Raw genomic sequence first — 25,387 nt, 5'->3', positions numbered from 1 at the left:
TGGCGCGACAGTCATGTCGCCCGCCAGGCTTGCAAAGCGGCCTCGCCGCTCAGTTGCAGAAGCGCTAGTCTCAGAAGCTGTATTTCGCGCTCACGTAGCCAAAGCGCCCGCGCGGGTCGGTGTAGCTGGGGTCGTAGCCGGAGATGAAGTGGTAGGCCTGGTTGGAAAACGGCGGCGCCGTATTCAGCAGGTTCTTAACGCCGACTCGCAAGGTGAGTGCTGCGTTGACGTCCCAGGCACCTGCAATATCCCAGATCGAGTAAGCCGACACCTTGTTCGGTGTGACCGTGCTGCCAGAGAAGGTGTCGATGGCAGAGTTTTGATCTGTGTACCCGGCTGAGAAGGTGTTGGCCAAGACCAAGCTCCAGGGACCCTTGGCCCAGTCCAAGGTGACGCGGTGACGCCAACGTTGCACCACGCCATTCGTCACAAATTTGCCGAGATCGCTGACGAAGTCATCGCCAAAGCCTGTTTGCTTCTCTGATTTGAGAACGAGTGTGCCGGACAGTTTGGCGCCAAACTGTCCCCACGAGCTTGCAAGCCTTCTTAGCTCTAGGCTGAAGTCCAGGCCGGAGGATCTTTGCTTTCCGCGATTTGCCTTGCGCAACTCGATATAGCAGATCTCATAGTCGCTCGGATCGTAGTCGCATCCCTCCAGGCCTTCGTCCATGTTGTAGCGATGAACCAGAGAGCCGTACTTGGATAGGTTGGACAAAATAACGTCTTCCCCGATCGTGCTGATCAGATCCGTCTTCTCGATGTTCCAGTAATCCACGCCCACACTAAAGTTCTTGTACGGTTCAAGGACGAGACCCAGTGAAAACTGTTTGGACTTTTCCGGTTTGAGATCTGGGCTGGAGTAAATGACCGTGCTCCAGTTGTTGGAGCAGTCTCGCAAATCATTGCCGTTTTCTGCGCAATAGACGGGATCAGGCAGGACTGACGTGCTGCTCGACTTGGGTGGGCGGTAGAGATCGTTCAGCGATGGGGCACGGAAACCCGTTCCGGCGGAAGCTCGCAGCAGGAGTTCCTTCATGGGCTGATACCGGATGCCAATCTTGGGATTGGTCGTCCCACCAATCTTCTCGTAGTTGTCGTGACGAAGGGCGAACTGGAGTTCCAGCTCCTTGGTCAGAGGCGCCAGCAACTCGCCATACAAGGCCCAAACGCGCCGGGAGTGCTTCACAAATTGCGAGTCACCGGGTGTCCAGTCCTCATTGATGTTGTCCGATAGCAAAAGTTCTGATGCTTTTGAATCAATCGACTCATGGCGCAGTTCTCCGCCAAGTGCCAGAGCCAGGTCGCCACCACCCAGTTTCAACAAGCTTCCTGAAGTCTTGAAATCAAGCGTCGTCATGCTCCCTTGAGCGCTTCGAACTTCGTCATTGACCTGAATACTGTCCAGGTACGCTTTTCCAGCCGCACTCGAGGGGCCAAACAGGTTGACCTTGCCACTGTGAATGCCGTCGATCAGCTCTTGGTACAGGAGATATCCGCTGGCATCGCGCTCCGCGACCTTGTTGAGGCTGTAGTTCAAGCCCACACCGTAGTCCCAACTGCCGAGCATGCCCTCCATGCCGATGACAAAGCGCTGACCGGTGCTGGTCAGCTCGGTTTTGCGGTTGCCAGCCTCCAGCAAGCGAGCACGAACCTCGACGGTTTCGCCAGGGAGCGCAAGGTCCAGCCCGGGGATAAGGGCGGTATCTAACTCGTTCGCACGACGGAGCCGAATTCGCGAGGAGGTACCTACATAATTGGTCTTTGCTTCAGCCAAAGACACTTCGGCGAAAGCCCGATGATTGCTTCCCAGCGCTAGGACACCCCGCCCCAAGAAGCTGAGCTTTCTTGACTCTGGGTACAACTCCAGATCACGCATGTAGTCAAAGGTGCAACCGTCTGGGCCACCAATCCCATCGACAAGATTGAGTGAGTGTGGCGGCGCACAGCCGGGCGCACTCAGATTGATGGTTGTGGAGGAGGGGACGCGCCCGTTGATCTTGAAGCCCTTGTCTTGCAAGGTCTGCAACTGATCGTCTGACAGCAAGATGTTTGCTGGCATGGGATAGCTGGACAGCAAATGCGGCAGCCGTTCCGGGACTTTCAAATCCCCGATGAACTTGCGTTGTGAGGTATTGAGAGAGTCTGTTTTTTGGATGTCGAACACGCCGAACACATTGAAACGATCCCGCGCCAAATCGCCATAGCCAGCGGATATCGACGCGGCTCGTTTGCCCGCACCGCCTTCTTGGCTAGCGCCCAAATAGGCGTCAAGGTTCAGGCCTTGATAGTCCTTGCGGGTGATGAAGTTCACCACCCCGCCAATGGCGTCGGTGCCATAAATGGCCGATGCGCCGTCCAAGAGGACTTCGACACGTTCAATGGCGGCGCTTGGAATGCTGTTCAGGTCAACGCCCGCGTCGTCTCCAGGCGAGGCGAAATTCGCCATCCTTCGACCGTTGAGCAAAACCAAGGTGGACGATGTGCCCAGGCCGCGCAAATTCGCCGAGTTGAAACCCATCTGATCGCGGGCGCCGCCGTTGGCGATGCTGACCCCGTCAGTCAGGCTGTTGTTCGCTGCGGTCAATGTGGCCACCAGCTCGGCGGCGGTGGTGATGCCGGCCTTGACCATGTCGGCGCGGGTGATCACCTGCACCGGCAAAGAGCCCTCGGAGTCGATGCGCTTGATGGCCGAGCCGGTGATCTCCACCCGCTCCAGCTTCTTGGCGTCTGCGCTTTCTTGCGCGGCGGCCGGCAGGCTGATGATGGCGAGCAGGGCGGCTTGCAGGGTGCTGCGCAAAAGAGGGCGCTTGCTGCAGGCACCGGTCTCATGTTTCTGGCGGCGTTTGATCTTCATGGCTTCCCTTGGCTGCTAGAGGTGTTTGGCCCAGTCTAGGAAGCCCGCACCGTTGGGGCCAGTGGGGTCAACCACACACAGTCGCGTGCACACAACTCTGCGGGGGCAGTTCTTGCCTTGGAACTAGGGGGAGCAGACCAGCGTTCGCTGCTCAGGCGTGGGCTACCATGCAGCGTCCCTGGCGAGCAGCAGCTGCTGCCCAATATGGCCAGCCTGGTGCGGCACCAGCCCTCGCCATTTTTTTGAAGCAAGTAGCCACAGCGTCTGCGTCCCATGAAGATAGTTTCTCCATTCGCATCCACCGGTTTGCGCTGCTTGGGTGCCGGCCTTGTTCTGCTGTCATTGAGCGGTGCCGGCGCGCTGCAGGCCGCCGACACGGTGCTGGGCACAGGCAGCAACGCGTCCAGCGGTCCGGTGCAGACGCCTACCAATCCAAAGACCGGCGTCTGGACGGTGATTCGTGGAGCCGGTTCCTCCGCCACCAAGCCCGCGCCGGCCACGGCCACGCCATCAAGCAGTGCCCATAGCCCCGCACCCTTGGGCGCTTTGCCACCGGGCTCATCCGCCGCTGCGGGTGATTTGCAGATCAAGGGTTTCGCCATTGCCATTGGCGGCGCGCTGAAGGCCGACAACGAAGAGGTGTGGGGCCGCATCGTTAGCTTGGCGGGGGGCAAGGGCGCACGCTTTGTGGTGTTCAGCACGGCATCTGAGGACCCTGAGGCCAGCGCCAAACAAGCCATTGAATTGCTGCAGCGGCGCGGCGCGGTGGCCGAGGCCTTGCCGGTGGCGCCCAAGTTCAGCTGGGTGGATCTCAACAAGGTGGTGCGCGACCCGGCGTTGATCGCCAAGATCAAGAACTCCCGCGGTGTGTTCTTCACCGGTGGCGCGCAAGAGCGCATCGTTGATGTGCTGGCCCCCGGCGGCAATGCCACGCCCATGCTGGAAGCGATCTGGGATGTCTACCGCCGCGGCGGCGTGGTGGCGGGCACCTCGGCGGGTGCCGCCATCATGAGCGCGGTGATGTTCCGCGACGCGCCCAGCGTCATCAACATCATGAAAGGCAAGTGGGTCGAAGGTAAGCAGATCGACCGGGGCCTGGGCTTTGTCGGGCCCGATCTGTTCGTGGACCAGCACTTTTTGAAGCGCGGCCGCTTCGGCCGCATGATCCCGCTGATGATGGCCAAGGGCTACAAGCTGGGCCTGGGCGTGGATGAGAACACCGCCGCGGTGGTTCATGGCGACGAGGTCGAGGTGATTGGTGGCAAGGGGGCTTTGCTGGTGGACCTGAGCGAGGTCAAGACCGACCCGACCTTGGGTGCCTTCAACGTCACCAATGCGCGTTTGAGCTATCTCGACCACGGTGACAAGTTCAATCTGAAGTCCCGCGTGACCACGCCCTCGGCGCTTAAGCTGCGCGGCGATAAGCTCGACCCGCTGGCGGCCGACTTCAAGCCCTACTACACCGAGGAGCTGTTCCACATCGATATGTTGGGTGACTCCACCATCTCCAATGCGATGAGCTACTTGATCGACAGCAATCGCAACGAGGTGCGCGGCCTGAGCTTTGATGCCCTGCCCAAGCCCGGCGATCAGGTGGCCGATCTGGGCTTTTTGTTCCGCCTCTACAAGGGCCGCGGCAGCTATGGCTGGAGCACCGATGAGATGGGCGGCGAGGAGTACACCGTCGTCAATCTTTATTTGGACGTGACGCCGGTGCGCATGCCTCAGCCCATTTACGCCCCTTGGCAGGGCTCCGGCGTTCGCACCGTGGCGCCGGCTGCCAGCGCGGTGGAGCGCGGCGACGGCTCCTGAACTTGCTTTGACAAAAAAGTCGGGGAGTTGGCGCCGTAGCGTCAACTCCCCGTTTTACTCAAGCCCGCTGGATCAGCGGAAGGAGTAGTTCAAGCTGGCGTAGAAGGTACGGCCGCGCGGGTCGGTATAGGTCGGGTCGTAGGTGGCCAGGAAGTAGTAGCCTTGGTTGGAGAAAGGTGGCTGGGTGTTGAACAAGTTCTGCACGCCAGCGCGCAGCTTCATGTCCTTGGTCACGCGCCATGAACCCGACATATCCCACAAGGAGTAGCTGCTGACGCTGCGCGCTTCCAGCAATTGGTCGGTGTAGGGGTTGAAGGCGGTGTTGTGATCGCGGTAGCCCGACAGATAGGTATTGCCCACGGTCAGGCCCCAGTTGCCGATGTCCCAGTCCAGCGCCAGGCGGTGGCGCCACTTCTGAATCACCTGGTCGCTGAGGAACTGGCCGGCGTTGTTCTGGAAGGGCTCACCCGCACCGAATTGGCGCTCATAGTTCAAAACATAAGTGCCCGTCAGGCTGACGCTGAAGCGGCCCTTCGATTGAGTTTTGACGCGGTAGAGCAGATCCAGATCAATGCCCGAGGTGCGCAGCTCACCCTGGTTTTCCTTCTTCAGCAGAATGGTGTCGATCAACTCGCCGAACTGGTCGCGTTTGACATAGTCTTTTTCATAGCGGGCCAGATTGCCGAGGATGACTTGCTCGGACAAATCGCTGATCACATCGGTCTTGCGGATGTTCCAGTAGTCGATGCTGGCGCTGAGTTCCTTGATCGGTTCAAACGCCAGGCCGAAGGAGAACTGCTTGGACTTCTCGGGCTTCAGATTGGCATTGCTGCGACGCTCGACGCGCCACTGATCGGTACAGTCCGCCACCGCGAAACCTTGGGCCACGCAGCCGGGGTCGGTCAGGAAGGCGGAGCTGGAGCCAAATGAGGTCGGGCGGGTCAGCTCGTTAATCGAAGGCGCTCGGAAGCCCGTACCCGCAGAGCCGCGCAGCATCAGCGCCTTGCTGGGCTGCCAGCGCAGGCCGAACTTGGGGTTGAAGGTATCGCCGACGGCGCTGTACTTGTCGTAGCGGGCGGCCAGTTGCAGTTCCAGCTCCTTGCTCAGCGGGGCATTCAACTCGCCGAACACGGCCGCCACCTTGCGGCTATTACTGCTGGCCGGCGGGGCGTCGCCGCGTGAGCTGCGATCGCCTTGGATATTGTTGGTGAGCAGCAGTGCGGAGGGCGTGAACTCGGTTTCTTCGCGACGGAACTCGGCGCCGAAGGCGGCACCCAGATCACCACCGGCCAGCTGCGCCAGCACACCGCTGAACTTGGCGTCGATGGTGGTGGTGCTGCCCTTGGACTTGCGGGCTTCGTCTTGCACGGCAATGCTGGCCAGCAATTCCTTGCCGGCTTGAGGTGAGGCGCCGAAGGGATTGATCTTGCCGGTGCGCACGCCGTCCACGAACTTGTCGTAGAGGAAGTAGCCGTCGCGCAGCGAATCCGCCGTGCGATTGACCGCGTGGTTGATAGCGACGTCATAGTCCCAGCCGCCCAGCGTGCCGCTCACGCCCGCAACAATGCGGTCGGCGTCGCTGCTGACCTCGTTCGTGCGGTTGCCGCCTTCGGTGACGCGCTGGCGCACATCGACCGTGCCGCCAAAGGGCAGGGGCTTGGGCAGGAAGGGGTTGATGGCCGTCGTGGGCACGGCGGTGATTTCAATCGGGTTGGGGCTCGCGACGTAGCGGGTCTGGGTCTGGCTCTTCACCACTTCAGCGAAGAGCTGAGTGTCTTTGTTGAGCTGGAACACGCCGCGGCCGATGAAGGACTTCTTGTCCGACTCTGGGTAGAGCTCGGTGTCCTGCATATAGTCAAAACTGCAGGCCTGGGACAGATTGTCTTTGGCGTAAACAGTGGCCGGTGGGTTGCAGGCCGGTGCGTACAGATTGATGGTGCGCTGGTTATAGGGCGTGCCGTTGAAGTTCATGCCCGCAGCAGCCAGGGCATCGAGTTGTACCTTGCGCGCCGCTGCCCTCGAGGCCAGACGGATATTGCCCGGGAAGGTGCGGCTGGACATGTAAAAGGGCAGGGTGGTGGCCAGCGGGCGGTCTTTCAGAAAGTCGCGTTCGCTGGAGCGCAGGCTGCCGAGCCTTTGGATGTCCAGCACGCCAAAGATATTGAAGCGGTCTTGCTCCAGATCGCCGAAACCGCCGCCTACTGAGGCTGCTGTTTTCTCGGCGCCGCCTTCTTGGGTGCGGGCGGCGTAGACGTTGACGTCGGCGCCGCGATAGTCCTTGCGGGTGATGAAGTTGATCACGCCGCCGATGGCATCGGTGCCGTAAATGGCCGAGGCGCCGTCCTTCAAGACCTCGACCCGTTCGATGGCGCCGGCCGGGATATTGTTCAGGTCAACACCGGCGTTGTCGCCAGGCGAAGCGAAGTTGGCCATGCGCCGGCCATTGAGCAGCACCAAGGTGCTGGACACGCCCAGGCCGCGCAGATTGGCGCCGTTCATGCCGCGCTGGCCGCCGGTGTTGTCGGTGATCGAGGCGCCATCGGTCAGCGCTGCGGCGTTGGCGCTGATGCTCTTCATGATTTCGGCGGCCGTGGTGGCGCCAGTCTTGTCGATATCGCTGCGCTTGATGGTCTGCACCGGCAAGGCGCTCTCACCTTCCAGGCGCTTGATGCTGGAGCCTGTGACCTCGACGCGTTCGAGCTTGGCTTCTTGCATCTGGGCCTGAGCCTGTGCCTGCGCTTGCAGTGCCTGCGCACCGATCAGCAAGAGCGTGGCCGCCTGGGCCAGACTTTTCATCTTGAATAGGCGGGCCGAACTGGCGTGGCGCGGCGTGCTTTTGGGTGTCATGGTTGGGCCTTCTTTGGCTGAGGAGGTGGGACGAGTGGGTAGAACGTGATGCAGCTGGGGCTGCCTTTTGGAATCCATTGAGCAAAGGCTTGGCGCATGCTTGCTGATCGAAATCAGGGCCAGGCGCTTGGGCCTTGCAGTCACTCTAGAAGCGCCCCTGATGACTTGCCTATGGGGTTTTGGTGGCTCGGTCGCTTGCGTGCAATTGCGCGTCGCTTGCATGTAAACCAGCGATGAACAGGCGCAACAGGGCTTGCAGCGATGCGACATGCATTTGCGTTGGGGAGCCATTTCGCACCGTTTTGAGGCCATACCCGCTAGCGAGCGCGCCGCGACGCTGACAGACTGCGTCATCCCAAAAGTTTCAAGACGCCTTCGCCATGCCAGACCTTGTTCGCTCAAAAAACTGCCTGCCAACACGCCCTGGACGGCGCGCTGCGTTGGCGCTTGCCCTGCTTGCTTCCACCATGCTGGCGCTGCCTTCTCTTGCTGCCGCGCCTGCAGCTACCGCTGCAGCAACACCAAGGCCTGAAAGGCCAGCGGGCACGGGAGCCCTGGTCATCATTGGCGGCGCACTCAAGTTTGATAACGCCGAGGTCTGGAAGCGCATCGTTGACGAGGCCGGTGGCCCGGGTGCACGCATCGCAGTCTTTGCCACTGCTGCCGCCAACCCAGAGCGCAGCGCCGGCCAGATCATTGAAGCCTTGAACGCCCAGGGCGCACGTGCCGAACACATCCCGGTGGCACCCCGCTTGGCCGGCAGCGACCTGCAAGCGCGGCTCAATGACCCGGCCCTGATCGCCAAAGTGGGTGCGGCGCAAGGTGTGTTCTTCTCAGGTGGCGCGCAAGAGTTGATCGTCGACACCTTTCAGCCCGGCGGCCAAGTGACGCCCATGCTGCAGGCGATCTGGTCGGTGTATCAACGTGGCGGTTTGATTGCCGGCACCAGCGCGGGTGCTGCCATCATGAGCACGACGATGTTTCGCGATGCCCAGGACGCGTTGCAGGTGCTCAAAGGCCAGATGCGTCGTGGCAAGGAGATTGATCGCGGCCTGGGCTTTGTCGGCCCTAAGCTCTTCATCGATCAGCATTTCCTCAAGCGTGGCCGCATTGGTCGTTTGCTGCCCCTGATGCAGGCCGAGGGCTATCAACTCGGCCTGGGCGTGGAAGAAAACAGCGCTGCGCTGCTGCGCGGTGATGACTTGGAAGTGCTTGGCGGCAAGGGCGTGCTGCTCGTTGACCTCAGCCAGGCCAGCCAGGACAAGACGCTCGCCGCCTTCAATATCCGCAACGCCCAGCTCAGCTATTTGGATCGTGGCGACCGACATAACGTCAAAACCGGCCAGACCACGCCGTCCGCTAAAAAGTTGGCCGGCCATGCCATTGACCCCGCTGCCAAAGACTTCAAGCCCTTCTTCAACAAGCAGCCCTTCTACCTCGACATCCTGGGCGACACCACCATCGTCAATGCCATGGGGCAGTTGCTGGACAGCCCTTTCCCCGAAGTGCTGGGCGTGGCGTTCGATGGGCGCAGCACCAGCACCAGCATCAGCACCGAGCCGCAGCCCGATCTGGGCTTCGAATTCCGGCTTTACAAGGGCGAGGGCAGTCGCGGTTGGTTCAGCGCCGCGATGGGCGGCGAGGACTACACCGTGCTGCGCCTGCGACTGGATGTGCAGCCCGTGATCATCAGCCGGCCGTTTTACAAGCCCCTGGGTGCCGCTGGCTTGCCGCGTTAGCACCGAGCGTGGGCAACTTGTTTGCCTGACTTTCTGACTACCTTCCGCCACTGAACGCCCCTGGCAGCTCGGCGCGCCTGCGCTTGTCCGCCTGCCTTCGGCGTCATCCAAGACTGGACTCTTCCCCATCATGCGAACACTGCTGCATGCACTGCCCCCCGCCAGCGCGGGAACCACGCGTCAACTGCGCAGCCTGCACTTTGGCCGCGCCGAAAGCGGCCGCAAGACGTATATCCAAGCCAGCTTGCATGCCGACGAAGTGCCGGCCATGTTGGTGGCCCAGCACCTGCGCGAGCAGTTGCTGGCGCTGGAGCAAGCCGGCCGCATCGCCGGTGAAATCGTGCTGGTGCCCATGGCCAATCCGATTGGCTTGGCGCAGGAGATGCAAGGCAGTTTGTGCGGGCGTTTCGATATGAGCACCGGCATCAACTTCAATCGCCAGTACCGCCACCTCACCGCAGCGCTGATTCCTGTGCTGGAACCGCTGCTGGGTGCAGACCCGGTTGAGAACACCCGCTTGATTCGCCAAGCCAGCCTTCAATTGCTGGGTGCCGCAGCTCCCGCCAGCGCCACCGATGGCCTGAAGCAGCTGCTGCAAACCCTGGCCATGGATGCCGACATCGTGCTGGACCTGCATTGCGACAACCAAGCCGTCTTGCACCTCTATGCGGGTCAGCCGCTGAGTGAGCAGGCCAAGCCGCTGGCGCAGGCCTTGCAGGCGCAGGCCTTGCTGGTGGCGCGGGTGTCGGGGGACGATCCTTTTGACGAGACCGTCTCGCGCATCTGGTGGGAGCTGGCCGAACACTTTGGCCCCACGCGGCCGGTGCCTCTGGCCTGCTTCGCCGCCACGGTGGAATTGCGCGGTGAGGTCGAGGTGGATCACCGCCTGGCCGCGCAGGACGCACAAGCGCTGCTGCAGTTCTTGCAGCACAGCGGCCACATTGATCCCTCTTCCGATGCCGCGGCCCCTTTGATGACTTGGCCCGCGCCGCTGTGTCAGGCCACGCCGCTGGAGGGCGTGGAGCCCATCACCGCGCCGCACAACGGCATCCTGGTTTTTCTCAAGGCGCCCGGCGATGTGGTGGCGGCCGGCGAGGTGGTGGCCGAGGTGATTGATCCGCTGACGGATCAGCGCACGCCCTTGCGGGCCAGCGTGGCCGGCCTGCTGTTTGCCAGGGTGGCCCGGCGTTATGCCAGCGCCGGCATGCGGGTCTGCAAGGTGGCCGGTAGCACGGCTTTTCGCAGCGGCAACTTGCTGTCGCTCTAGTCACCGCGCGCGCATTCAGCCCCATTGAAATTCAGCGAAACGAGCTATGAAACTCAAGTTCCCCAATACCTTTGTGCTGCTGTTCGGCCTCTTGGCGCTGATCGCCCTGGCCACCTGGCTGGTGCCCGGCGGCAAGTACGAGACCGAAATGGTGGCCGGCAAGAAGGTCATCATTGCCGACTCCTTTCACACCGTTGCCAGCAATCCGCAGGGTTTCGCGGCGTTGATGACGGCGCCGATCAAGGGCTTCGTCGAAGCCTCCTTGATCATCGGCTTTGTCTTGATTGTGGGCGGCGCGTTCTCGGTGCTGCAAAGCACCGAGGCGATTGACTCCGCCATCAAGTCGGTCGCTAAGGCGCACACGCGCTCGGCCTGGGTTCGGGTGGCCATCATCCCGGTCTTTGTGACCTTGTTTTCGCTGGGCGGCGCCACGTTCGGCATGGCCGAGGAGGCGATCCCTTTTGTGCTGATCTTTATCCCGCTGGCGCTGGCCCTGAAGTACGACAGCATTGTTGGCGTCTCCATTCCTTTTGTCGGTTCTCAGGTGGGCTTTGCCACCGCCTTCCTGAACCCCTTCAATGTGGGCGTGGCGCAAGGCATTGCCGGGGTGCCGATGTTCTCGGGCCTGGGCTATCGGCTGATCTGCTGGGCGATTGCCACCGCGCTGACCATCGCCTTTTTGATGTGGTACGCCGCGCGCATCAAGCGCAGCCCCGAACTCAGCCCCTGCTTCGAGATGGACCAGGAAAAGCGCAAGCACCTGAACCTGGCGGAGTTCGAGGCCTTTGCGGGCATGCGCCCGCGCCACAAGCTGGTCTTGGCCCTGTTTGCTTCGACCCTGGGCGTGATGATCTTCGGCGTGATCCGCTTCGGTTGGTACATCGAAGAGATCGCCGCGCTGTTTCTGGTGATGGCGCTGTTGGTGGGCGCGGTCGGCCGGCTCAATGCCGATCAGTTCATCGCCAGCTTTTTAGCCGGCGCCAAGGATCTGGTGAGCACCGCGCTGGTGATCGCGCTGGCCAAGGCCACTGTCGTGCTGATGCGCGATGGCCACATCATCGACACCTTGCTGCACGCCTTGGTGCCCTTCATCGAATCGAGCAGCCCGATCTTCTCAGCGCAGAAGATGTTTTTGATTCAGTCGGTGATCAACTTCTTCATCCACTCCGGCACGGGTCAAGCCGCGCTGACCATGCCCATCATGGCGCCCCTGGCCGATCTGGTGGGCGTGAGCCGGCAGACCGCCATTCTGGCTTTTCAGTTCGGTGAACTGACCACGCCCATGATCCCCACCTCGGGCATCACCGTTGGTGTGCTGGCCCTAGCTGGCATCCCCTGGACCCGCTGGGCGCGTTGGATGATCCCGCTGCAACTGATGTATTTGGTGATGGCCATGGTCTTGCTGGCTGTGCCTACCTGGATCAACTGGCAATGAGTGCTTGGCCTGCTGCTGCCTGCTTTACAGTGCGGCCGTGACTCCGATGCCTACTCACGCCAGCTCAGCCGAGACCGCCAGCCTTGCGGCTGGGGGGGCTGTTCCTGGGCATGCATCTGGATCTGGCCAGCTTCGGCGTTGCGGCGTCTTGCTCTTGCCGGGCGCCTCGCTCTTGGCGCTGGCCGGCGTCTTGTCTGCCCTGCGCGAGGTTAATGACTTGCAGCAGGAAGCGCGCTATGCACCTGAGTTGCTGAGTCAGGATGGGCGCAGCGTCGATTGCAGTGGCTTGATGCTGCCGACCACCGCTCTGGCGCAGGCATTGCCATTGGCGGGGCCGGCCGAGCCTGGGCAGGCGAACTGGCATGCGCTGTTTGTACTCAGCGCCGAAGGCGAGGGTACCGACCTCGCCTTGCAGCACTGGCTGCGCAGCGATGCCGCCGCAGCGCTGGCCTTGGCCGGGGTGGACGGCGGCGCGGCGGTCTTGGCCGAGGCCGGTTTGCTGCGGGGTGAGCGCGCCACTGTTAACGGCGACTTGGTGGAGGCGCTGCAGGAAGACTATCCGGACGTCATCTGGACCGGCAATGTCTGGGAGATCAATGCCAAAGCCAACCGGCTGAGCTGCGCCGGCGGCGGCGCCAGCCTGGACTTGATGATTGCCTGGCTGGGCGGCTTGCATGGCGAGCGCCTGGCGCAAGACCTGACCCTGCGCTTGGGCCTGGAGCGCGCGCGCGGGCCGGGCGAGCGCCAGCGCCGCTCGGTAGCCGAGCAGCGGGGCGGCAGCCCCAAGCTGGCGGAGGCGCTGAGCTTGATGGAGGCCAATTTGAGCGAGCCGCTGCCCACCGAAGAGGTGGCGCGCTTGGTGGGGGTGTCGCGCCGTCAGCTGGAACGGCTGTTCAAGCAGCACCTTGACGCCTTGCCCTCCCGCTACTATCTGGCGCTGCGCCTGAACCGGGCGCGCCGCCTTTTGCAGCAGAGCAGCCAGTCGATTCTGCAAATTGGCCTGAGCTGCGGCTTTTCTTCCGGGCCGCATTTTTCCAATGCCTACAAGACCCACTTTGACAAGACGCCGCGCGACGAGCGCAGCCAGCGTGCAGCGGCGCTGCGCCGACCTGCCCCAGGAGACCCCGCATGATGAGTAATGCCGCCACGGATCCGCGCAGCCTGATGCTCAGGCCGGTGGCACTGGCTGACTTGCCGGCGCTGGAGCGCATCGCCGCGGCCAGCGAGCATGGCATCAGTTCGCTGCCGAACGACAGCGCCAAGCTGCGCCTGCGCATTGAACGCTCCTTGGAGGCCTTCGCCAGCATGGACGACGCCAGTGGCGAGGAAACTTATCTCTTCGTGCTGGAGGACCGCGCCCGCGGCGAGGTGGTGGGCACCAGCGGCATCGCCGCCAGCGCGGGTTTTCATGACCGGTTTTACAGCTACCGCAATGAGTTTGTGGTGCATGCGAGTTCACAGTTAGGCGTCAGCCGGCGCCTGCACACCTTGCATCTGTGCCATGACCTGACCGGCTACACCCTGCTGACTTCTTTCTACATCGCACCCGACTACAGCAGCGGCTTGGCGCCGCAGCTGCTGTCGCGGGCGCGGCTGCTGTTCATCTTGCTTTTCGCTGAGCGTTTCAATGACCGCATTGCGGCGGAGAGCCCAGGTCTAGCCGACGCGGCCGGCCAGAGCCCTTTCTGGGACGCGGTGGGCCGGCGCTTTTTTGCGATGGACTATCCCCAGGCCGAGGCCGTGACCGGCGGGCGCAGCAAGGCTTTCATTGCCGACCTGATGCCGCATTCGCCCATTTATGTGCCGCTCTTGCCCGAGGCCGCGCAATGGGCGATTGGTCAGTTGCATCCTGTGGGGGAGCTGCCGTTTTCGATTCTGCAAGACGAAGGCTTTGATGCCGACACTTATATCGACATCTTCGATGGCGGCCCCACTGTGGAGGCCAGCCTGGGCCTGCTACGCACCGTCAAGCACGCTCGCCAGCTCAGCTTGCAAGCCGATGAAGGTGCGCCTGGTGCTGCGCAGGATTGGCATCTGGTGGTGACGGGTGAGCGCGCCAGTTTCAGGGCGGTGTTGGCCGAGATTGCGCAGACGGCGCATGGGCTCCCGCCCGGTCATGAGGTGCGTGAGCGTTTGGGCTTGGGTGATGATGCCGGTGCCAGATTGCTGGTGAGCCCTCTGCGGCCTTCGGCGCTTGAATTGGAGCGCGTATGAGTGAAGCACTGATGGGCTTGCCCGGCCAGCGCCTGCGCGCCAAGCAAGCGGGCGATGAGGCGCAGCTGATGCACTGGGTCAACCAGACCGGCTTTGGCCTCAGCTTGGCCGAAACGCCCGAGTCGGATCAGTCGGAGTGGTTGGTCTTAGCCGATGCGCACAGCAACAGTCCGCTGGCCTGCCTGCGCCTGGTGCCGCGGCTGGGCCTGCGCTTGCCGCGCTACAGCTATCACGTCGGCCGCGTGGTGCATGCGGCGGCTGAGCTGGGGCTGTTTTGTACCCAGCGGACCCTGTTGCTGGGCAATGACCACACGGGTGAGAGCGAACTGGCCGATCTGGCTTGCGCGCCGGGCTTGCCCGCCGACTTGCAAGTGACTTACCTGAGTGCGCTGGTGCAAGCGGCCTTGGCGCGGATTGCTGCGGCGCCAGGCACTTACGGCGAAACCTTGATCGTCGAATTGGCGGGGCTGCGTGATCATCCGGGCGAAGGCGCTGAGGCAGAATCGAACTCGCCTTTCTGGCGCGGGCTAGGGGCGCATTTTTATGCCGGCCAGCCCAGCCAGGCGCAGGCCCGCTTCGGTGATGCTTGGCGTAGCCATCTGGCCGCGCTCTTGCCGCGCCAGACCCTCTACCTGTCCTTCCTCAGCGAGGCGGCTCAGGCGGCGGTGGGGAAGGTGGGTGAGGCCGGTCAGGCTGCTGCTGCCGCCTTGGCGGCCAGCGGCTTTGGCGATGCCCAGCATGTGCGCATCGACGATGGCGGGCCGCTGTGGCAGTTGCGGCTGCGCTGAGCGGGGCGGCCTAGGCGGCACCGGAGCTTCAGGCGGCGTTGACTCTGCCGCCTGAGTCGGCACCCGTGTTGGCATTGAAGTAAGGGCTTTGGCCCTTAAGCCTTTTAGGCCGCTGCGCCACCTGCTTGCTGCTTCGCTTGCTCCAGCTCATCCTGCAAGCGCGCCACCTGATCCTTCAAGGCTTTGTTCTCGGCCGTCAACTCGGCCACCGTGCTTTGCAGCAGGGCCACTTGGGCTTCGCGGTTGCGCTGATCTCGCTCTTCGGCTGTCAATTCCGCTGCTGCAGGCGCTTCGGCGCCGGCTTCGCCTTCCGCCGTGGCTTCAGAGCGGCGGCCGGTCTTGCCCTCACGCACGCGCTTGGCGGCTTGTTGCAGCTCTTTCTTGCCACCGGCCACGGCGGCGACTTGCTCTTCCTGCGGCAAGCTGGCCACAGTGGCGCCGGCGTTGATGGAGATGGTGCCGGCCTTGATGGCCTCCACCAACTCAGGCGCCGCGCTTTTCTGAATTTTTTCGATCTGCACCACGGTGTTAGCGCTGATGCGGGCCGCCTTGGCGATGGCTTCGCGGGTATTGAGCTTTTCAGGCGGCGGCAGCTCGGCACCTGCAGCCGAGGCGAACTCATCATTGCCTTCGAAGGGGTTGGGCGTGTCGGCGCTGGGAATAGCTCGGGCGGCGACGATTTCCTTCTTGCGCAGGGCGAGCACGCCGCGCTGGAAGTCCGACACGCTCCGGCGGCCCAGATGCTGGTCAATCATCCACAGATGGACGTCGTCCATGGACTTGAAGCGGGTGTTCTGCACCGTCTGGAAGGGGATGCCGTGCTTTTGGCAGATGCCGTAGCGGTTGTGGCCGTCCACCAGCACATCGCCCCACAGCACCAGCGCATCGCGGCAGCCTTCGGCCAGGATGCTGCGCTCCAGGGCTTGGTGTTCATCGGGCGTCAGCGGGTCGATGTAGATGCGCAGTTCTTCAAGGACGGTGATGTTGCTCATGGCGGACTCAGCTTCAATTCGGGCGGGGAAGGGGCGGCATTATGCGCGCTGAGGCTAATGCTGGCATTGCCTGAGACAATGCGGGCATGATTTCCGACACCCAATCCACCAGTGCTCGCCCAGAGGGCTTCTTGCGCGTGCAGGCTGCCTTGCAAGCCTGCCAACACCCCCATCCCCCTCTGTGGCTGGAGGTTTCCGCCCGCAGCGCGCAAGAGGCCGCCGACGCCTTGGGCGTGAGCCTGGGCCAGATCGCTAAATCGGTGGTGTTTCGGCGCAAGTCCGATGCGGCTGCGGTGCTGGTGATTGCCTCGGGCGATAAGCGGGTGGATGAGCACAAGCTCGCCGCCCACACCGGGCCGCTGGGCCGCGCCGATGCTGATTTTGTGAAGGCCAACACCGGCTTTTCGATTGGCGGGGTCTCGCCGCTGGGCTTTGCGCCGGAGGCCGGCTTGTCCAAGCCCCTGCTGTTTGTTGACCGTGAGTTGTTCCGCTTTGACACGATTTGGGCGGCCTCCGGCCATCCCAACGGTGTGTTTCAGCTCAGCCCGGCTCAGTTGGAGGCGTTGACCGGCGCGCCGGTGATTGAGGTGGTGCAAGCATGAGCGGCAATATTCCAGTGTCGACGGTGCCCAGCCCCTGCAGCAATGTCTGCAAGATGCACGAAGCCACGGGCTGGTGCCAGGGCTGCGCGCGCACCATTCCTGAAATCACGGTCTGGTCCAAGGCGGACGATGCGACGCGCCTGGCCATCCTGGCGCTCTTGCCCGAGCGCCGTGAGATCCTCGTCGCGCAAGGCATCTTCACCGCCGCGCTTGAGACCTCCGGCCCCTGAATTCATCCCAACAAGAAAAACACCCCATCATGAAGCACCTGCGTTTTTACTTTGACCCCATCTCGCCCTACGCCGCCCTGGCGTTTGAGCGCCTGCCTGAAGCTCTGAAGGGCTGCAGCTACAGCGTTGAGTACCGGCCCATTCTGTTCGCGGCCCTGTTGCACGCGATTGGTCAGAAGGGCCCGGCGGAGATCGAGTCCAAGCGCCAGTGGACCTTCCGGCAAGTCGCCTGGGCGGCGCGCCAGCACGGCATCCCGGTTCAGGTGCCGGCCCAACATCCCTTCAACCCGCTGCCCTTGCTGCGTATGGCCTGGGCCTGCGCACCGGCGGGCGGCACGCCCAACCGGCTGACGGTGGAAAAAATCATGCGCCATGTCTGGCAAGGCGCGGGCGCTGATGCCAACGCCGCGCCCCGCTTGGCGGCGCTGACCCAAGAGCTGAGCCCACAGCGTGACCCGGCCAGCGAAGAGGTGAAGGAGAACCTGCGCACCGCCACCGAGGAGGCGCTCAATGCCGGCGTGTTCGGCGTGCCCACGATTGAAGTGGACGGCAAGCTGTTCTGGGGCCAGGACTCGCTGGACATGCTGGCCGCTTATCTGCGCGGCGATCCCTGGTTCGAGCAAGGGGATTGGGAAGCGGCAGCCTTGTCGCGGCCCGGCGTGAAGCGTGTGCAGCACTGAGAGCTTGTTGCGCGCTATAACGCGGGAGCCAAGCTGACAAATCCAGGAGACGGCGAGGCGCAGTCGCTCAAGACTTACCCTTAATCGCCCAAATATTTCGCATTGAGAAATATTTGCCTGGGGTTGCAGTCTATTTTGTCAGCTTGGGTTCAGCCCGGTGTCAGTGTTTGGTCAGAGCTCAGTTCCATAGTCGCGCTCAAGGGTTTCCGGTCGGCAGCCCTCAAGCAAATATGGAGACTTCTCAACATGGCAACTGCAAGCGCAGTGTCCACCAACACGCCGATGACCGCAGAAGAGAAGAAGGTCATCTTCGCCTCTTCGCTGGGCACCGTGTTCGAGTGGTACGACTTCTATCTCTACGGCTCGCTGGCACCGATCATTGCCAAGCAGTTCTTCGGTCAGCTTGACCCCCAGGCGGCGTTTATCGCTTCCTTGCTCGCCTTTGCTGCCGGCTTCATCGTGCGCCCCTTCGGCGCGCTGGTGTTCGGGCGTCTGGGCGACATGATCGGTCGCAAGTACACCTTCTTGGTGACTATCCTGATCATGGGCTTGTCGACCTTTATCGTCGGTATCTTGCCCGGCTCGGCCACCATCGGCGCGGCGGCTCCGGTCATCCTGATCATCTTGCGCATGCTGCAAGGTTTGGCTTTGGGTGGAGAGTACGGCGGTGCTGCCACCTATGTGGCTGAGCACGCACCGGCCGGCAAGCGCGGCGCTTACACCTCCTGGATTCAAACCACGGCGACGCTGGGCTTGTTCCTGTCGCTGATGGTGATTCTGGGCACCCGCAGTTTGGTCGGTGAGACGGCTTTTGCTGATTGGGGCTGGCGCGTGCCTTTCCTGGTCTCGATCTTGCTGCTGGGTATCAGCGTGTGGATTCGTTTGTCGATGAACGAGTCGCCCGCCTTCCAGAAGATGAAGAGCGAGGGCAAGACCTCCAAGGCGCCGCTGTCCGAGTCTTTCGGCCAGTGGAAGAACCTCAAGATCGTGCTGCTGGCACTGTTCGGCTTGGTCGCCGGCCAGGGCGTGGTGTGGTACACGGGCCAGTTCTATGCCCTGTTCTTCCTGACCAGCGTCTTGAAGGTGGACTCGGCCACGGCTAACTTGATGATCGCGGCCTCGCTGCTGATCGGCACGCCGTTCTTCGTGATCTTCGGCACCCTGTCTGACAAGATCGGCCGCAAGCCCATCATCATGGCCGGTCTGCTGCTGGCCATCGTCACCTACTTCCCGCTGTTCAAGGCTCTGACAGCCGCTGCCAACCCTGATCTGGCCAAGGCGCAAGCCACCGCTCAGATCACGCTGACGGTGGACACCAGCACCTGCTCCTTCCAGGGCAGCCCGGTGGCCAAGGAAGTGGACTTCACCAGCTCTTGCGACATCGCCAAGCGCGCCCTGGCTCAAAGCTCGGCCAGCTACGAGACCCTGTCCGGCCCAGCCGGCTCGGTCGCGGTGATCAAGATTGGCGACAAGGTGGTCAATGGTCTGAACGCGACCAAGCTCAACGACTACAAGTTCGATGAAGCCACGGTCAAGGGCATTGCCGCCTTCAAGAAGGAACTCGCCGAAGGCCTCAAGGCTGCTGGCTATCCTGCCAAGGCCGACCCCGCCAAGATCAACAAGCCTTTGGTGGTGGCGATCCTGAGCATCTTGGTGCTGTACGTGACCATGGTTTACGGTCCTATCGCCGCCATGCTGGTGGAGTTGTTCCCGACCCGTATCCGCTACACCTCGATGAGCTTGCCTTACCACATCGGTAACGGCTGGTTCGGTGGCCTGCTGCCTTCCATCACTTTCGCGATGGTGGCTCAGAACGGCAATATCTATCACGGCCTGTGGTACCCCATCGGGGTCGCCGCGATGACCTTGGTGATCGGCCTGCTGTTTGTGCGCGAAACCAAGGACGTCAATATCTACGCGAACGACTAAGTTCGGCCTGAGATCTTGATGTGAAAAGGGCGGCCGATTGGCCGCCCTTTTTTTGCCTTGCAACTCGGCCTTTGCGGCTGTCGTTTGGGATTTGCGAGCCGCATTTGACGGGTCTTTTGCCTAGCGAAAATGGCCGCAGCGGTGTCCAGGCGCTGCATATCGCCCCAGCAAGCGGGGCGCTCAGTTCGGCGTCAGCTTGCGGCTTAACAATCGCGGCATTCAATCATTGAAGGAGTGGAATCAATCATGTGGAAACTGTTCGTTGGCTTCATCATCTTTGCGGCCTTGGCGCTTTACATCTTGACCAAGAGCGGTGGCGACATCGATATGGGTGGTGAGAAGCATGATGTGACGGCCTCGCACAGCGAAGCGGCGCCTTCCGCGCCTTCCGCGCCTGCTGCGGCTGCCAGTGAAGCTTTGCCTGCTGCCAGCGCAGCGGCTTCGGCAGCCTCGATGTAAGCCAGACTGGCTGAATAGGCTCAGCTAAACAGGTTCGGCTAAACAGGCTCAGCTAAATTCTGCCGACCCAAGGTGACAAGGGGCGGGAGTTGCTTTAGCAGCTCGCGCCCCTTGTTCATTGACGGCCGTGGCCAGTCGCGCAAATTAGAAGCGGTAGTTCACGCCGACGTTCCAGGTGTCAATCGTGTTGCCGAACATGGTGGCCGTGGGCACATTGTTGTAGCGGGTCAACTCGGTACGCACGAACCAGTTCTTGTTCAAGTTGTAGTCGGCACCCAGACCCACCTTGAAGCCGGTGTTGCCTTGGCTGTCGAAGTTGCTGACGCCATTAAAGTCACGCTCATTTTGGGCCACACCCAGTCGGCCGAACAGGCTGAACTTGTCATTCACCGGCAGGCGGCCGATGGCGTCCAACGAGTAGCTCATGGTCTTGGCCTGGCTGTCGCCGAGGTAGGCCTTGCCCAGATAGTTGACCGTCAACTCGGTAGCGAAGTAGGGGTTGAACTGGTAGCCACCGTGGATGCCAAAGCTGGTGTCGCGCTTGTCGACTTTCATGCCGGGGACGCTGGCGTTCACATCAGCATGTGATTGGCCGATATTGCCACCGATGTAGAAGCCCTTGTTCTGGTCGGCTGAAGCGCTGCCGGCAAAAGCGGCCAAGGCCAGTGTGAGCACGGCCAGCGGAGCGACGGGGCGGGTCTTGTTATTCGAGTTCATATTGGATTACCTTTCACGTTTCACCAGAGATTTGGCTTCGCCGCCTAGTCCCTTGTGGGGCTGTTGCGGCGATGACTTATTGTGGCGAAAGTGAAGTCCGAACTCAGTACAAACCCTGTGCTCGCTCTGTGACGAGCCATGACCTGGGCGTAAAGCTATGTGAAGTGCAGAAAGCCGCGCTCACTGAAGCAGCAGTCTTGGCTGCGAATGTGGGGGGCGATGGCCCCCAAGCTTGCCGTTTGAGGGCGAGTGAGCGCGCAAGGGCCTCCCTTGAGGCTTGCCCTTAGTCGTCGGTGGGCGCGAGTTCGCCGCTGCGCTGCGGCGCCACGCAAGGCATGCGGATCACCATGCGGGCGCCCTGGCCGGGGCTGCTGATCACGTCGATCTGGCCGCCCAGCACATTGGTGACCATGTTGTGCACGATGTGCATGCCCAGGCCCGAGCCGCCTGTGCCCAGCTTGGTGGTGAAGAAGGGGTCAAAGATGCGCCGGCGTACCGACTCGTCCATGCCGGCGCCATCATCACTGACGCTGAGTTCCACCTCGGAGGGGCTGAGGCGCCTGGTTTGCACCCGCACCACGCCCATGCTGCGGCCGTGAAAACCGTGTACCAGGGCATTGATCATGAGGTTGGTCAGCACCTGGCCCAGCGAGCCGGGGTAGCTGTTCATCAAGATCTCCGGCTCCAGCGCCACCTGAACCTGAAACGGGGTGCGCTTGAAGCTGGGCTCCACCATCACCAGTACGTCTTCCACCACCTTGGCGAGGTCGAAGTCGCGGCGCAGGTCTGAGGTTTGGTCGATCGCCACTTGCTTGAATTCGCGCACCAGGTCGGCGGCTTTTTGCACATTGCGCTGCAAGATGTCTTGACCGCGCCGGGCATCACGCACCAGCTCTTCCAGCACGCTGCGGCGCATCGGCGTGTTGCTGGCCAGCAGTTCTTCCAGCTTGCGGAAACGGTCTTCCAGCGAGGACACCACGGTGAGTGAATTGCCCAGCGGCGTGTTCATCTCGTGCGCAACGCCCGCCACCAAGCGGCCTAAGGAGGCGAGCTTTTCTGACTCCACCAAGTCATGCTGGGCTGTGCGCAGATGGCCTAGCGCCTGTTCCAAGTCTTCGTTTTTTCTGGTCACTTCCTGGGTGCGTTGGGCGACTTGATCTTCCAGCGTGTTGGCATGCCCGCGCAAAGACTCGAAGGCCTGCTGCAGCTTCTCACGCATGCGCTCCATGGCTTGTCCCACACGCGCAATCTCGTCGCTGCCGCTGAGCGCCAGGGGCTTGTCCAGCGCACCGGCGGCCATGGCTTCGGCGGCCTGGGTCAAGCGTGTCATCGGGCGCAGCACGCGGCGCTGCATAACGAACAGAATCAGTACCAGGGAAAAAGTCAGTGTGGCCGCGCTGCGCCACAAGCTGCGCACCATATCGGCACGCTTTTCGGCCAGCAGCGGTGCTGCGCTCATCTCCACCGTGACGCTGGCGATTTGTCGGCCATCACGCACCACTGGGCGCGTGGCACTCAGGGTCAGGTCTTGCTCACCAGAGGATTGCGCGCGCCGATGCTCCTGGAAGGGGTTGCTATTGGCCGGCTCAAGCACCACCACGGATACGAACCGGGGGTCGTCGAATTGCGCCTTGATCATCGGCTCGGCAAGATCGGGCGACACTTGCCACACCGGCTCGGCCAAGGACAGGGCCATCACTTCCACACTGCGGCTGAGGTCGCGCCTCACATCCTCCAGCGCCACCAACCGGGTTTTTTGCAGATCGAAGAGCAGCACCGCTGCCGTGGGCACCAGCAAGCCCAGCAACAAGGCCACGACCACTGCAAAGCGCAAGGAGGATCGCATGGTTGAGGCCTAAACAGTGACTTGATCGGACTGCCGATCAAGCAGGTAAGTGGGGCTGCAATGGGGGGGCAGGTAAAGCGTCATGGCCAGTCGTGGAAGCACATTTGCGCGATGGGGCCAGTGTAGGGGCAAGTGGCCAGCTTCGCGCTCCGCTTTTTTACCTTCGCTTGTGGGCTTTGTGCCGGGCTGACAACGGGGATTGAGTGGCCTTATGGAACGACATGAGGGAACGAGCGATAGCGCTGACCCAAGGCACCGCCATTGAAGTTGCCTCGGTGACGCCTGTTGCTGCAACAGCGCCATGGCAGCGCGATGTGTCAGTGCGTCAATGCCGCAATGCGGTTGCGTCCGCCATGCTTGGCTGCGTACAGCGCGCGGTCGGCGCGGCCGTAGAAGTCAGCGGCGCTCTCGCCAGCGGCCAACTGAGTCACGCCCAAAGAAATGGTGACGTTCTCAGCCTCTTGCACCCGCTCACCGCGCCGGATTCGGCCAGCTGCCACTTTGCTGCGCAAGTTCTCGGCCAGGCCCTGAGCCTGGTCCAAGCTGCTGCTGGGCAGCAGAATAGCGAACTCCTCGCCACCCACGCGGGCGGCCAATGCCCCATCGCTGAGCGCCCCTTGCAGTGTTCGCGCGACGGCGCGCAGCACCTGATCGCCAAAGCTGTGGCCGAAGCTGTCGTTGATACGCTTGAAAAAATCGATATCGCCCAGCAGCAAGCATGGCGCCATGACACCGGCTGGCGTTGATAGCCCGGTGCCCAGTTGCCGTTGCTCAGCCATGCACGCACTCAACTGCTGGTCGAAGGCGCGCCGATTGGGCAGGCCTGTCAGCGCGTCCACCAAGGCTTCGCCGCGCGCTTTTTGCACTTCCTTGCGCAGGCTGTCGATTTCTTGCTGGCTGTGGCTCAGATGGGTTTGCAGCACGGTCATGGCAGCGCGAATTTCGCGCGAGCCGCTGAGCAGTTCACGCAAGACCTCGGATTGGGTTTGCTCGCTCGGCCCGGCCAGCAACTGCTCGACCCAGGTGCCCAGCGAGTCGTCAAAGCGCGCCGTTTCCTGGCCGGCTTCCGCGGCTGTGACGGCCATGTGGTCCAGGACCTTGGACAGGCCTTCACCGATTTTCTTGGCCTTGGCGATCTCGTCGGCCTTCATGCCGTCGCCAATGTGTTGGCGGTAGAGCTCCCAGGTCTGGGCCTCATCCAGCGTGGCGCCATCGCGTGTTTGCGCGAGCAGGGCTTGGTTGAGGGGCAAATTTCGGCTGGTGACGAATTCGTACCAAACGGCGTAACTGATCGGGTGCAGGGCAGTGCGTTGGCGAGTCATCAGCGGGAGAGCGGCGCGCAGGTGTTCGGCGCTGCGCGACATGCTGTCTGGGTATCTCATCAAAGTCCTTCGGCGCAATTCGTTTTTTTCCACTACGCCGCAACCCATCTTTTGATGAGTTGCGCTGCTTGGGCGGGACAAACTGAATCAGCGCGGCGGGCCGCAAGACCGCTCGGTGCTAGAACCGTTTCTCCCCTTGACGCCATGGCCGCTGAACGGTCTTCTTTGTTTGGGCGTCAAGCCCCTGACGCACCTGCTATCGGTCGCCCCTGTCGGCACCAAAGGGTAATTTGCACAGTGCGTTTGCATTGGCCGTGATTTTTGTCAACTAATGCCGCTGCCATGGGGCTTAGGGTGGCGGCTTGCCAATTTTTAGACCCGCTGACCTCATGAATTCAAACGCCATTGCCCCTGATCTTGTGCCCCTGTTTGAGCGCAGTGGCTTGGCACCCTTGATGCTTAAAGGGCGGCGCCTGCTGCCGGTGGTGCAGGGCGGCATGGGGGTGGGCGTCAGCGCCCAGCGCCTGGCCGGCAGTGTTGCGGCCTTGGGCGGTGTGGGCACGCTCAGCTCAGTCGATCTGCGTCGCCATCACCCCGACTTGATGGCGCGCACGGAAGGGCAGAGTGCCGGTGCTGCCGCCAAGGCCTTGATCGACGAAGTGAACCTGATCGCGCTGGAGCGCGAGATCGCCGGCGCCCGCGAGCGCAGCGGCGGCCGTGGCCTGGTGGCCCTGAATGTGATGCGCGCGGTGAGCGAATACGCGCCCACCATCAAGCGCGCGCTGGCCTGCGGCATCGACGCGGTGGTGGTGGGCGCGGGCTTGCCGCTGGATCTGCCGGAACTGGCCGCAGAGCATCCGGACGTGGCGCTGATCCCCATCCTCAGTGATGCCCGTGGCGTCCAACTTATTGTGCGCAAATGGGAGCGCAAGCAGCGCATGCCCGACGCCATCGTGATCGAGCACCCACGCCTGGCCGGCGGCCATTTGGGCGCGGCCAAGGTGGAAGATTTGAACGACCCACGCTTTGACTTCGAGCGCGTCATTCCCGAATGCCTGGCCTATTTCGAGAAGGCCGGCCTGGCCGGCAAGATCCCGCTGATCGTGGCCGGCGGCGTGCGCAGCTTCGAGGACATTCAGCGCCTGCAAGCCCTGGGTGCGGCCGGTGTGCAGCTGGGCACGCCCTTTGCCGTGACCAGCGACTGCGATGCCCACGAGGCCTTCAAACAAGTGTTGGCCCAGGCGAGCGATGCCGATCTGGTGGAGTTCACCAGCGTGGCCGGTTTGCCCGCCCGCGCGGTGAACACGCCCTGGCTGCGTAACTATCTGCGCGCTGCGCCCAAGCTGCAGGCGGTGGCGCAGGTGAAGAGCCGCTGCACCAAGGCTTTTGATTGCCTGGCGCAATGTGGCCTGCGCGACGGTTTCAAGGACTGGGGCCAGTTCTGCATTGACAACCAACTTGCCGCAGCCCTGCGCGGCGATGTCGCCAAGGGCTTGTTCTTCCGTGGTGCCGGGGCCTTGCCCTTCGGTGCAGAGATCCGCTCAGCGCGCGACTTGATGATGCGCTTGCTCGGTGCGCCTTTGCTGCCGCAACAGGCCTGAGGACAGGGACGCTAGCGCTGGTTCCGTCGCTCTTCGCGCAAGTAGACAGAGGC

At 62.4% G+C, this 25,387-nt stretch carries 19 protein-coding genes; 13 read left to right on the top strand and 6 right to left on the bottom strand.

The annotated features are described in order from the left end of the window. Positions 1–70 precede the first annotated feature (70 nt). Positions 71–2,854 carry a TonB-dependent receptor gene (locus tag AABB87_RS04705; RefSeq protein ID WP_341970194.1) on the bottom strand — a complete coding sequence of 928 codons (2,784 nt, stop codon included), beginning with the start codon at positions 2,852–2,854 and terminating at the stop codon, positions 71–73. Positions 2,855–3,127: 273 nt separating this feature from the next. Here AABB87_RS04705 and AABB87_RS04700 point away from each other — a divergent pair, with 273 nt between their 5' ends. Beyond that, the gene (locus AABB87_RS04700) at positions 3,128–4,666 is read left to right on the top strand and encodes a cyanophycinase (protein ID WP_341970192.1); all 1,539 of its coding nucleotides are present in this window, start codon (positions 3,128–3,130) and stop codon (positions 4,664–4,666) included. Between the two features lie 72 nt (positions 4,667–4,738). Here AABB87_RS04700 and AABB87_RS04695 read toward each other — a convergent pair whose 3' ends face one another. After that, positions 4,739–7,513, bottom strand: a complete 2,775-nt coding sequence (locus tag AABB87_RS04695) for a TonB-dependent receptor (protein ID WP_341970191.1) — start codon at positions 7,511–7,513, stop codon at positions 4,739–4,741. A 467-nt stretch (positions 7,514–7,980) separates the two neighbouring features. On the opposite strand from AABB87_RS04695, the gene AABB87_RS04690 reads away from it, so the two are divergent. The 6 genes from AABB87_RS04690 (at position 7,981) to AABB87_RS04665 (ending at position 14,956) form a co-directional block, all read left to right on the top strand. Further along, positions 7,981–9,252 (top strand): cyanophycinase, encoded by a 1,272-nt coding sequence (locus AABB87_RS04690; protein ID WP_341970188.1) that lies wholly within the window; start codon positions 7,981–7,983, stop codon positions 9,250–9,252. Positions 9,253–9,382: 130 nt separating this feature from the next. Further along, positions 9,383–10,519, top strand: a complete 1,137-nt coding sequence (locus tag AABB87_RS04685) for a succinylglutamate desuccinylase/aspartoacylase family protein (RefSeq protein ID WP_341970186.1) — start codon at positions 9,383–9,385, stop codon at positions 10,517–10,519. A 46-nt stretch (positions 10,520–10,565) separates the two neighbouring features. Continuing rightward, on the top strand, positions 10,566–11,954 hold the full coding sequence (locus AABB87_RS04680; protein WP_341970184.1) for a YfcC family protein: 1,389 nt from the start codon (positions 10,566–10,568) through the stop codon (positions 11,952–11,954). A 148-nt stretch (positions 11,955–12,102) separates the two neighbouring features. Beyond that, positions 12,103–13,086, top strand: a complete 984-nt coding sequence (locus AABB87_RS04675; RefSeq protein ID WP_341970182.1) for a GlxA family transcriptional regulator — start codon at positions 12,103–12,105, stop codon at positions 13,084–13,086. After that, positions 13,083–14,168, top strand: a complete 1,086-nt coding sequence (locus tag AABB87_RS04670; RefSeq protein WP_341970180.1) for an arginine N-succinyltransferase — start codon at positions 13,083–13,085, stop codon at positions 14,166–14,168. The genes AABB87_RS04675 and AABB87_RS04670 overlap by 4 nt, the downstream gene beginning before the upstream one ends. After that, positions 14,165–14,956, top strand: a complete 792-nt coding sequence (locus tag AABB87_RS04665) for an arginine N-succinyltransferase (protein ID WP_341970178.1) — start codon at positions 14,165–14,167, stop codon at positions 14,954–14,956. The genes AABB87_RS04670 and AABB87_RS04665 overlap by 4 nt, the downstream gene beginning before the upstream one ends. A gap of 104 nt (positions 14,957–15,060) precedes the next feature. Here the strand turns inward: AABB87_RS04665 and AABB87_RS04660 are convergent, their stop codons facing one another. Beyond that, positions 15,061–15,948, bottom strand: coding sequence for a plasmid replication/partition related protein (locus tag AABB87_RS04660; RefSeq protein ID WP_341970176.1), 888 nt, complete (start codon positions 15,946–15,948; stop codon positions 15,061–15,063). An 86-nt stretch (positions 15,949–16,034) separates the two neighbouring features. Between AABB87_RS04660 and AABB87_RS04655 the strand changes: the two genes are divergently transcribed. The 5 genes from AABB87_RS04655 (at position 16,035) to AABB87_RS04635 (ending at position 19,848) form a co-directional block, all read left to right on the top strand. Continuing rightward, the gene (locus AABB87_RS04655) at positions 16,035–16,550 is read left to right on the top strand and encodes a YbaK/EbsC family protein (protein WP_341970174.1); all 516 of its coding nucleotides are present in this window, start codon (positions 16,035–16,037) and stop codon (positions 16,548–16,550) included. Beyond that, positions 16,547–16,780 carry a DUF1289 domain-containing protein gene (locus AABB87_RS04650; RefSeq protein ID WP_058720158.1) on the top strand — a complete coding sequence of 78 codons (234 nt, stop codon included), beginning with the start codon at positions 16,547–16,549 and terminating at the stop codon, positions 16,778–16,780. Before AABB87_RS04655 ends, AABB87_RS04650 begins: the two co-directional genes overlap by 4 nt. Positions 16,781–16,809: 29 nt before the next feature. Further along, positions 16,810–17,460, top strand: a complete 651-nt coding sequence (locus AABB87_RS04645; protein ID WP_341970171.1) for a 2-hydroxychromene-2-carboxylate isomerase — start codon at positions 16,810–16,812, stop codon at positions 17,458–17,460. A 246-nt stretch (positions 17,461–17,706) separates the two neighbouring features. Next, entirely contained in the window at positions 17,707–19,389 is a 1,683-nt protein-coding gene (locus AABB87_RS04640) for an MFS transporter (protein WP_341970168.1), read from the top strand. Positions 19,390–19,635: 246 nt separating this feature from the next. Continuing rightward, positions 19,636–19,848 carry a hypothetical protein gene (locus AABB87_RS04635; protein ID WP_341970166.1) on the top strand — a complete coding sequence of 71 codons (213 nt, stop codon included), beginning with the start codon at positions 19,636–19,638 and terminating at the stop codon, positions 19,846–19,848. A 144-nt stretch (positions 19,849–19,992) separates the two neighbouring features. Here the strand turns inward: AABB87_RS04635 and AABB87_RS04630 are convergent, their stop codons facing one another. From AABB87_RS04630 to AABB87_RS04620, 3 genes are all read right to left on the bottom strand, one after another. Continuing rightward, positions 19,993–20,565, bottom strand: coding sequence for a porin family protein (locus tag AABB87_RS04630; RefSeq protein WP_341970164.1), 573 nt, complete (start codon positions 20,563–20,565; stop codon positions 19,993–19,995). Between the two features lie 283 nt (positions 20,566–20,848). Next, positions 20,849–22,411 carry a sensor histidine kinase gene (locus AABB87_RS04625; RefSeq protein ID WP_341970163.1) on the bottom strand — a complete coding sequence of 521 codons (1,563 nt, stop codon included), beginning with the start codon at positions 22,409–22,411 and terminating at the stop codon, positions 20,849–20,851. Positions 22,412–22,728: 317 nt separating this feature from the next. Then, positions 22,729–23,793: a GGDEF domain-containing protein gene (locus tag AABB87_RS04620; protein ID WP_341970162.1), complete on the bottom strand. Its 1,065-nt coding sequence runs from the start codon at positions 23,791–23,793 to the stop codon at positions 22,729–22,731. Between the two features lie 329 nt (positions 23,794–24,122). Here AABB87_RS04620 and AABB87_RS04615 point away from each other — a divergent pair, with 329 nt between their 5' ends. Then, positions 24,123–25,334 (top strand): NAD(P)H-dependent flavin oxidoreductase, encoded by a 1,212-nt coding sequence (locus AABB87_RS04615; protein ID WP_341970160.1) that lies wholly within the window; start codon positions 24,123–24,125, stop codon positions 25,332–25,334. Positions 25,335–25,387 lie beyond the last annotated feature (53 nt).

Origin of the sequence: Roseateles sp. PN1 (assembly GCF_038419725.1) — a bacterium.
Lineage (GTDB): Bacteria > Pseudomonadota > Gammaproteobacteria > Burkholderiales > Burkholderiaceae_C > Paucibacter_A.
Note: the sequence above shows the minus strand (reverse complement) of the source record. Positions and strands in the feature narration are given on the sequence as shown.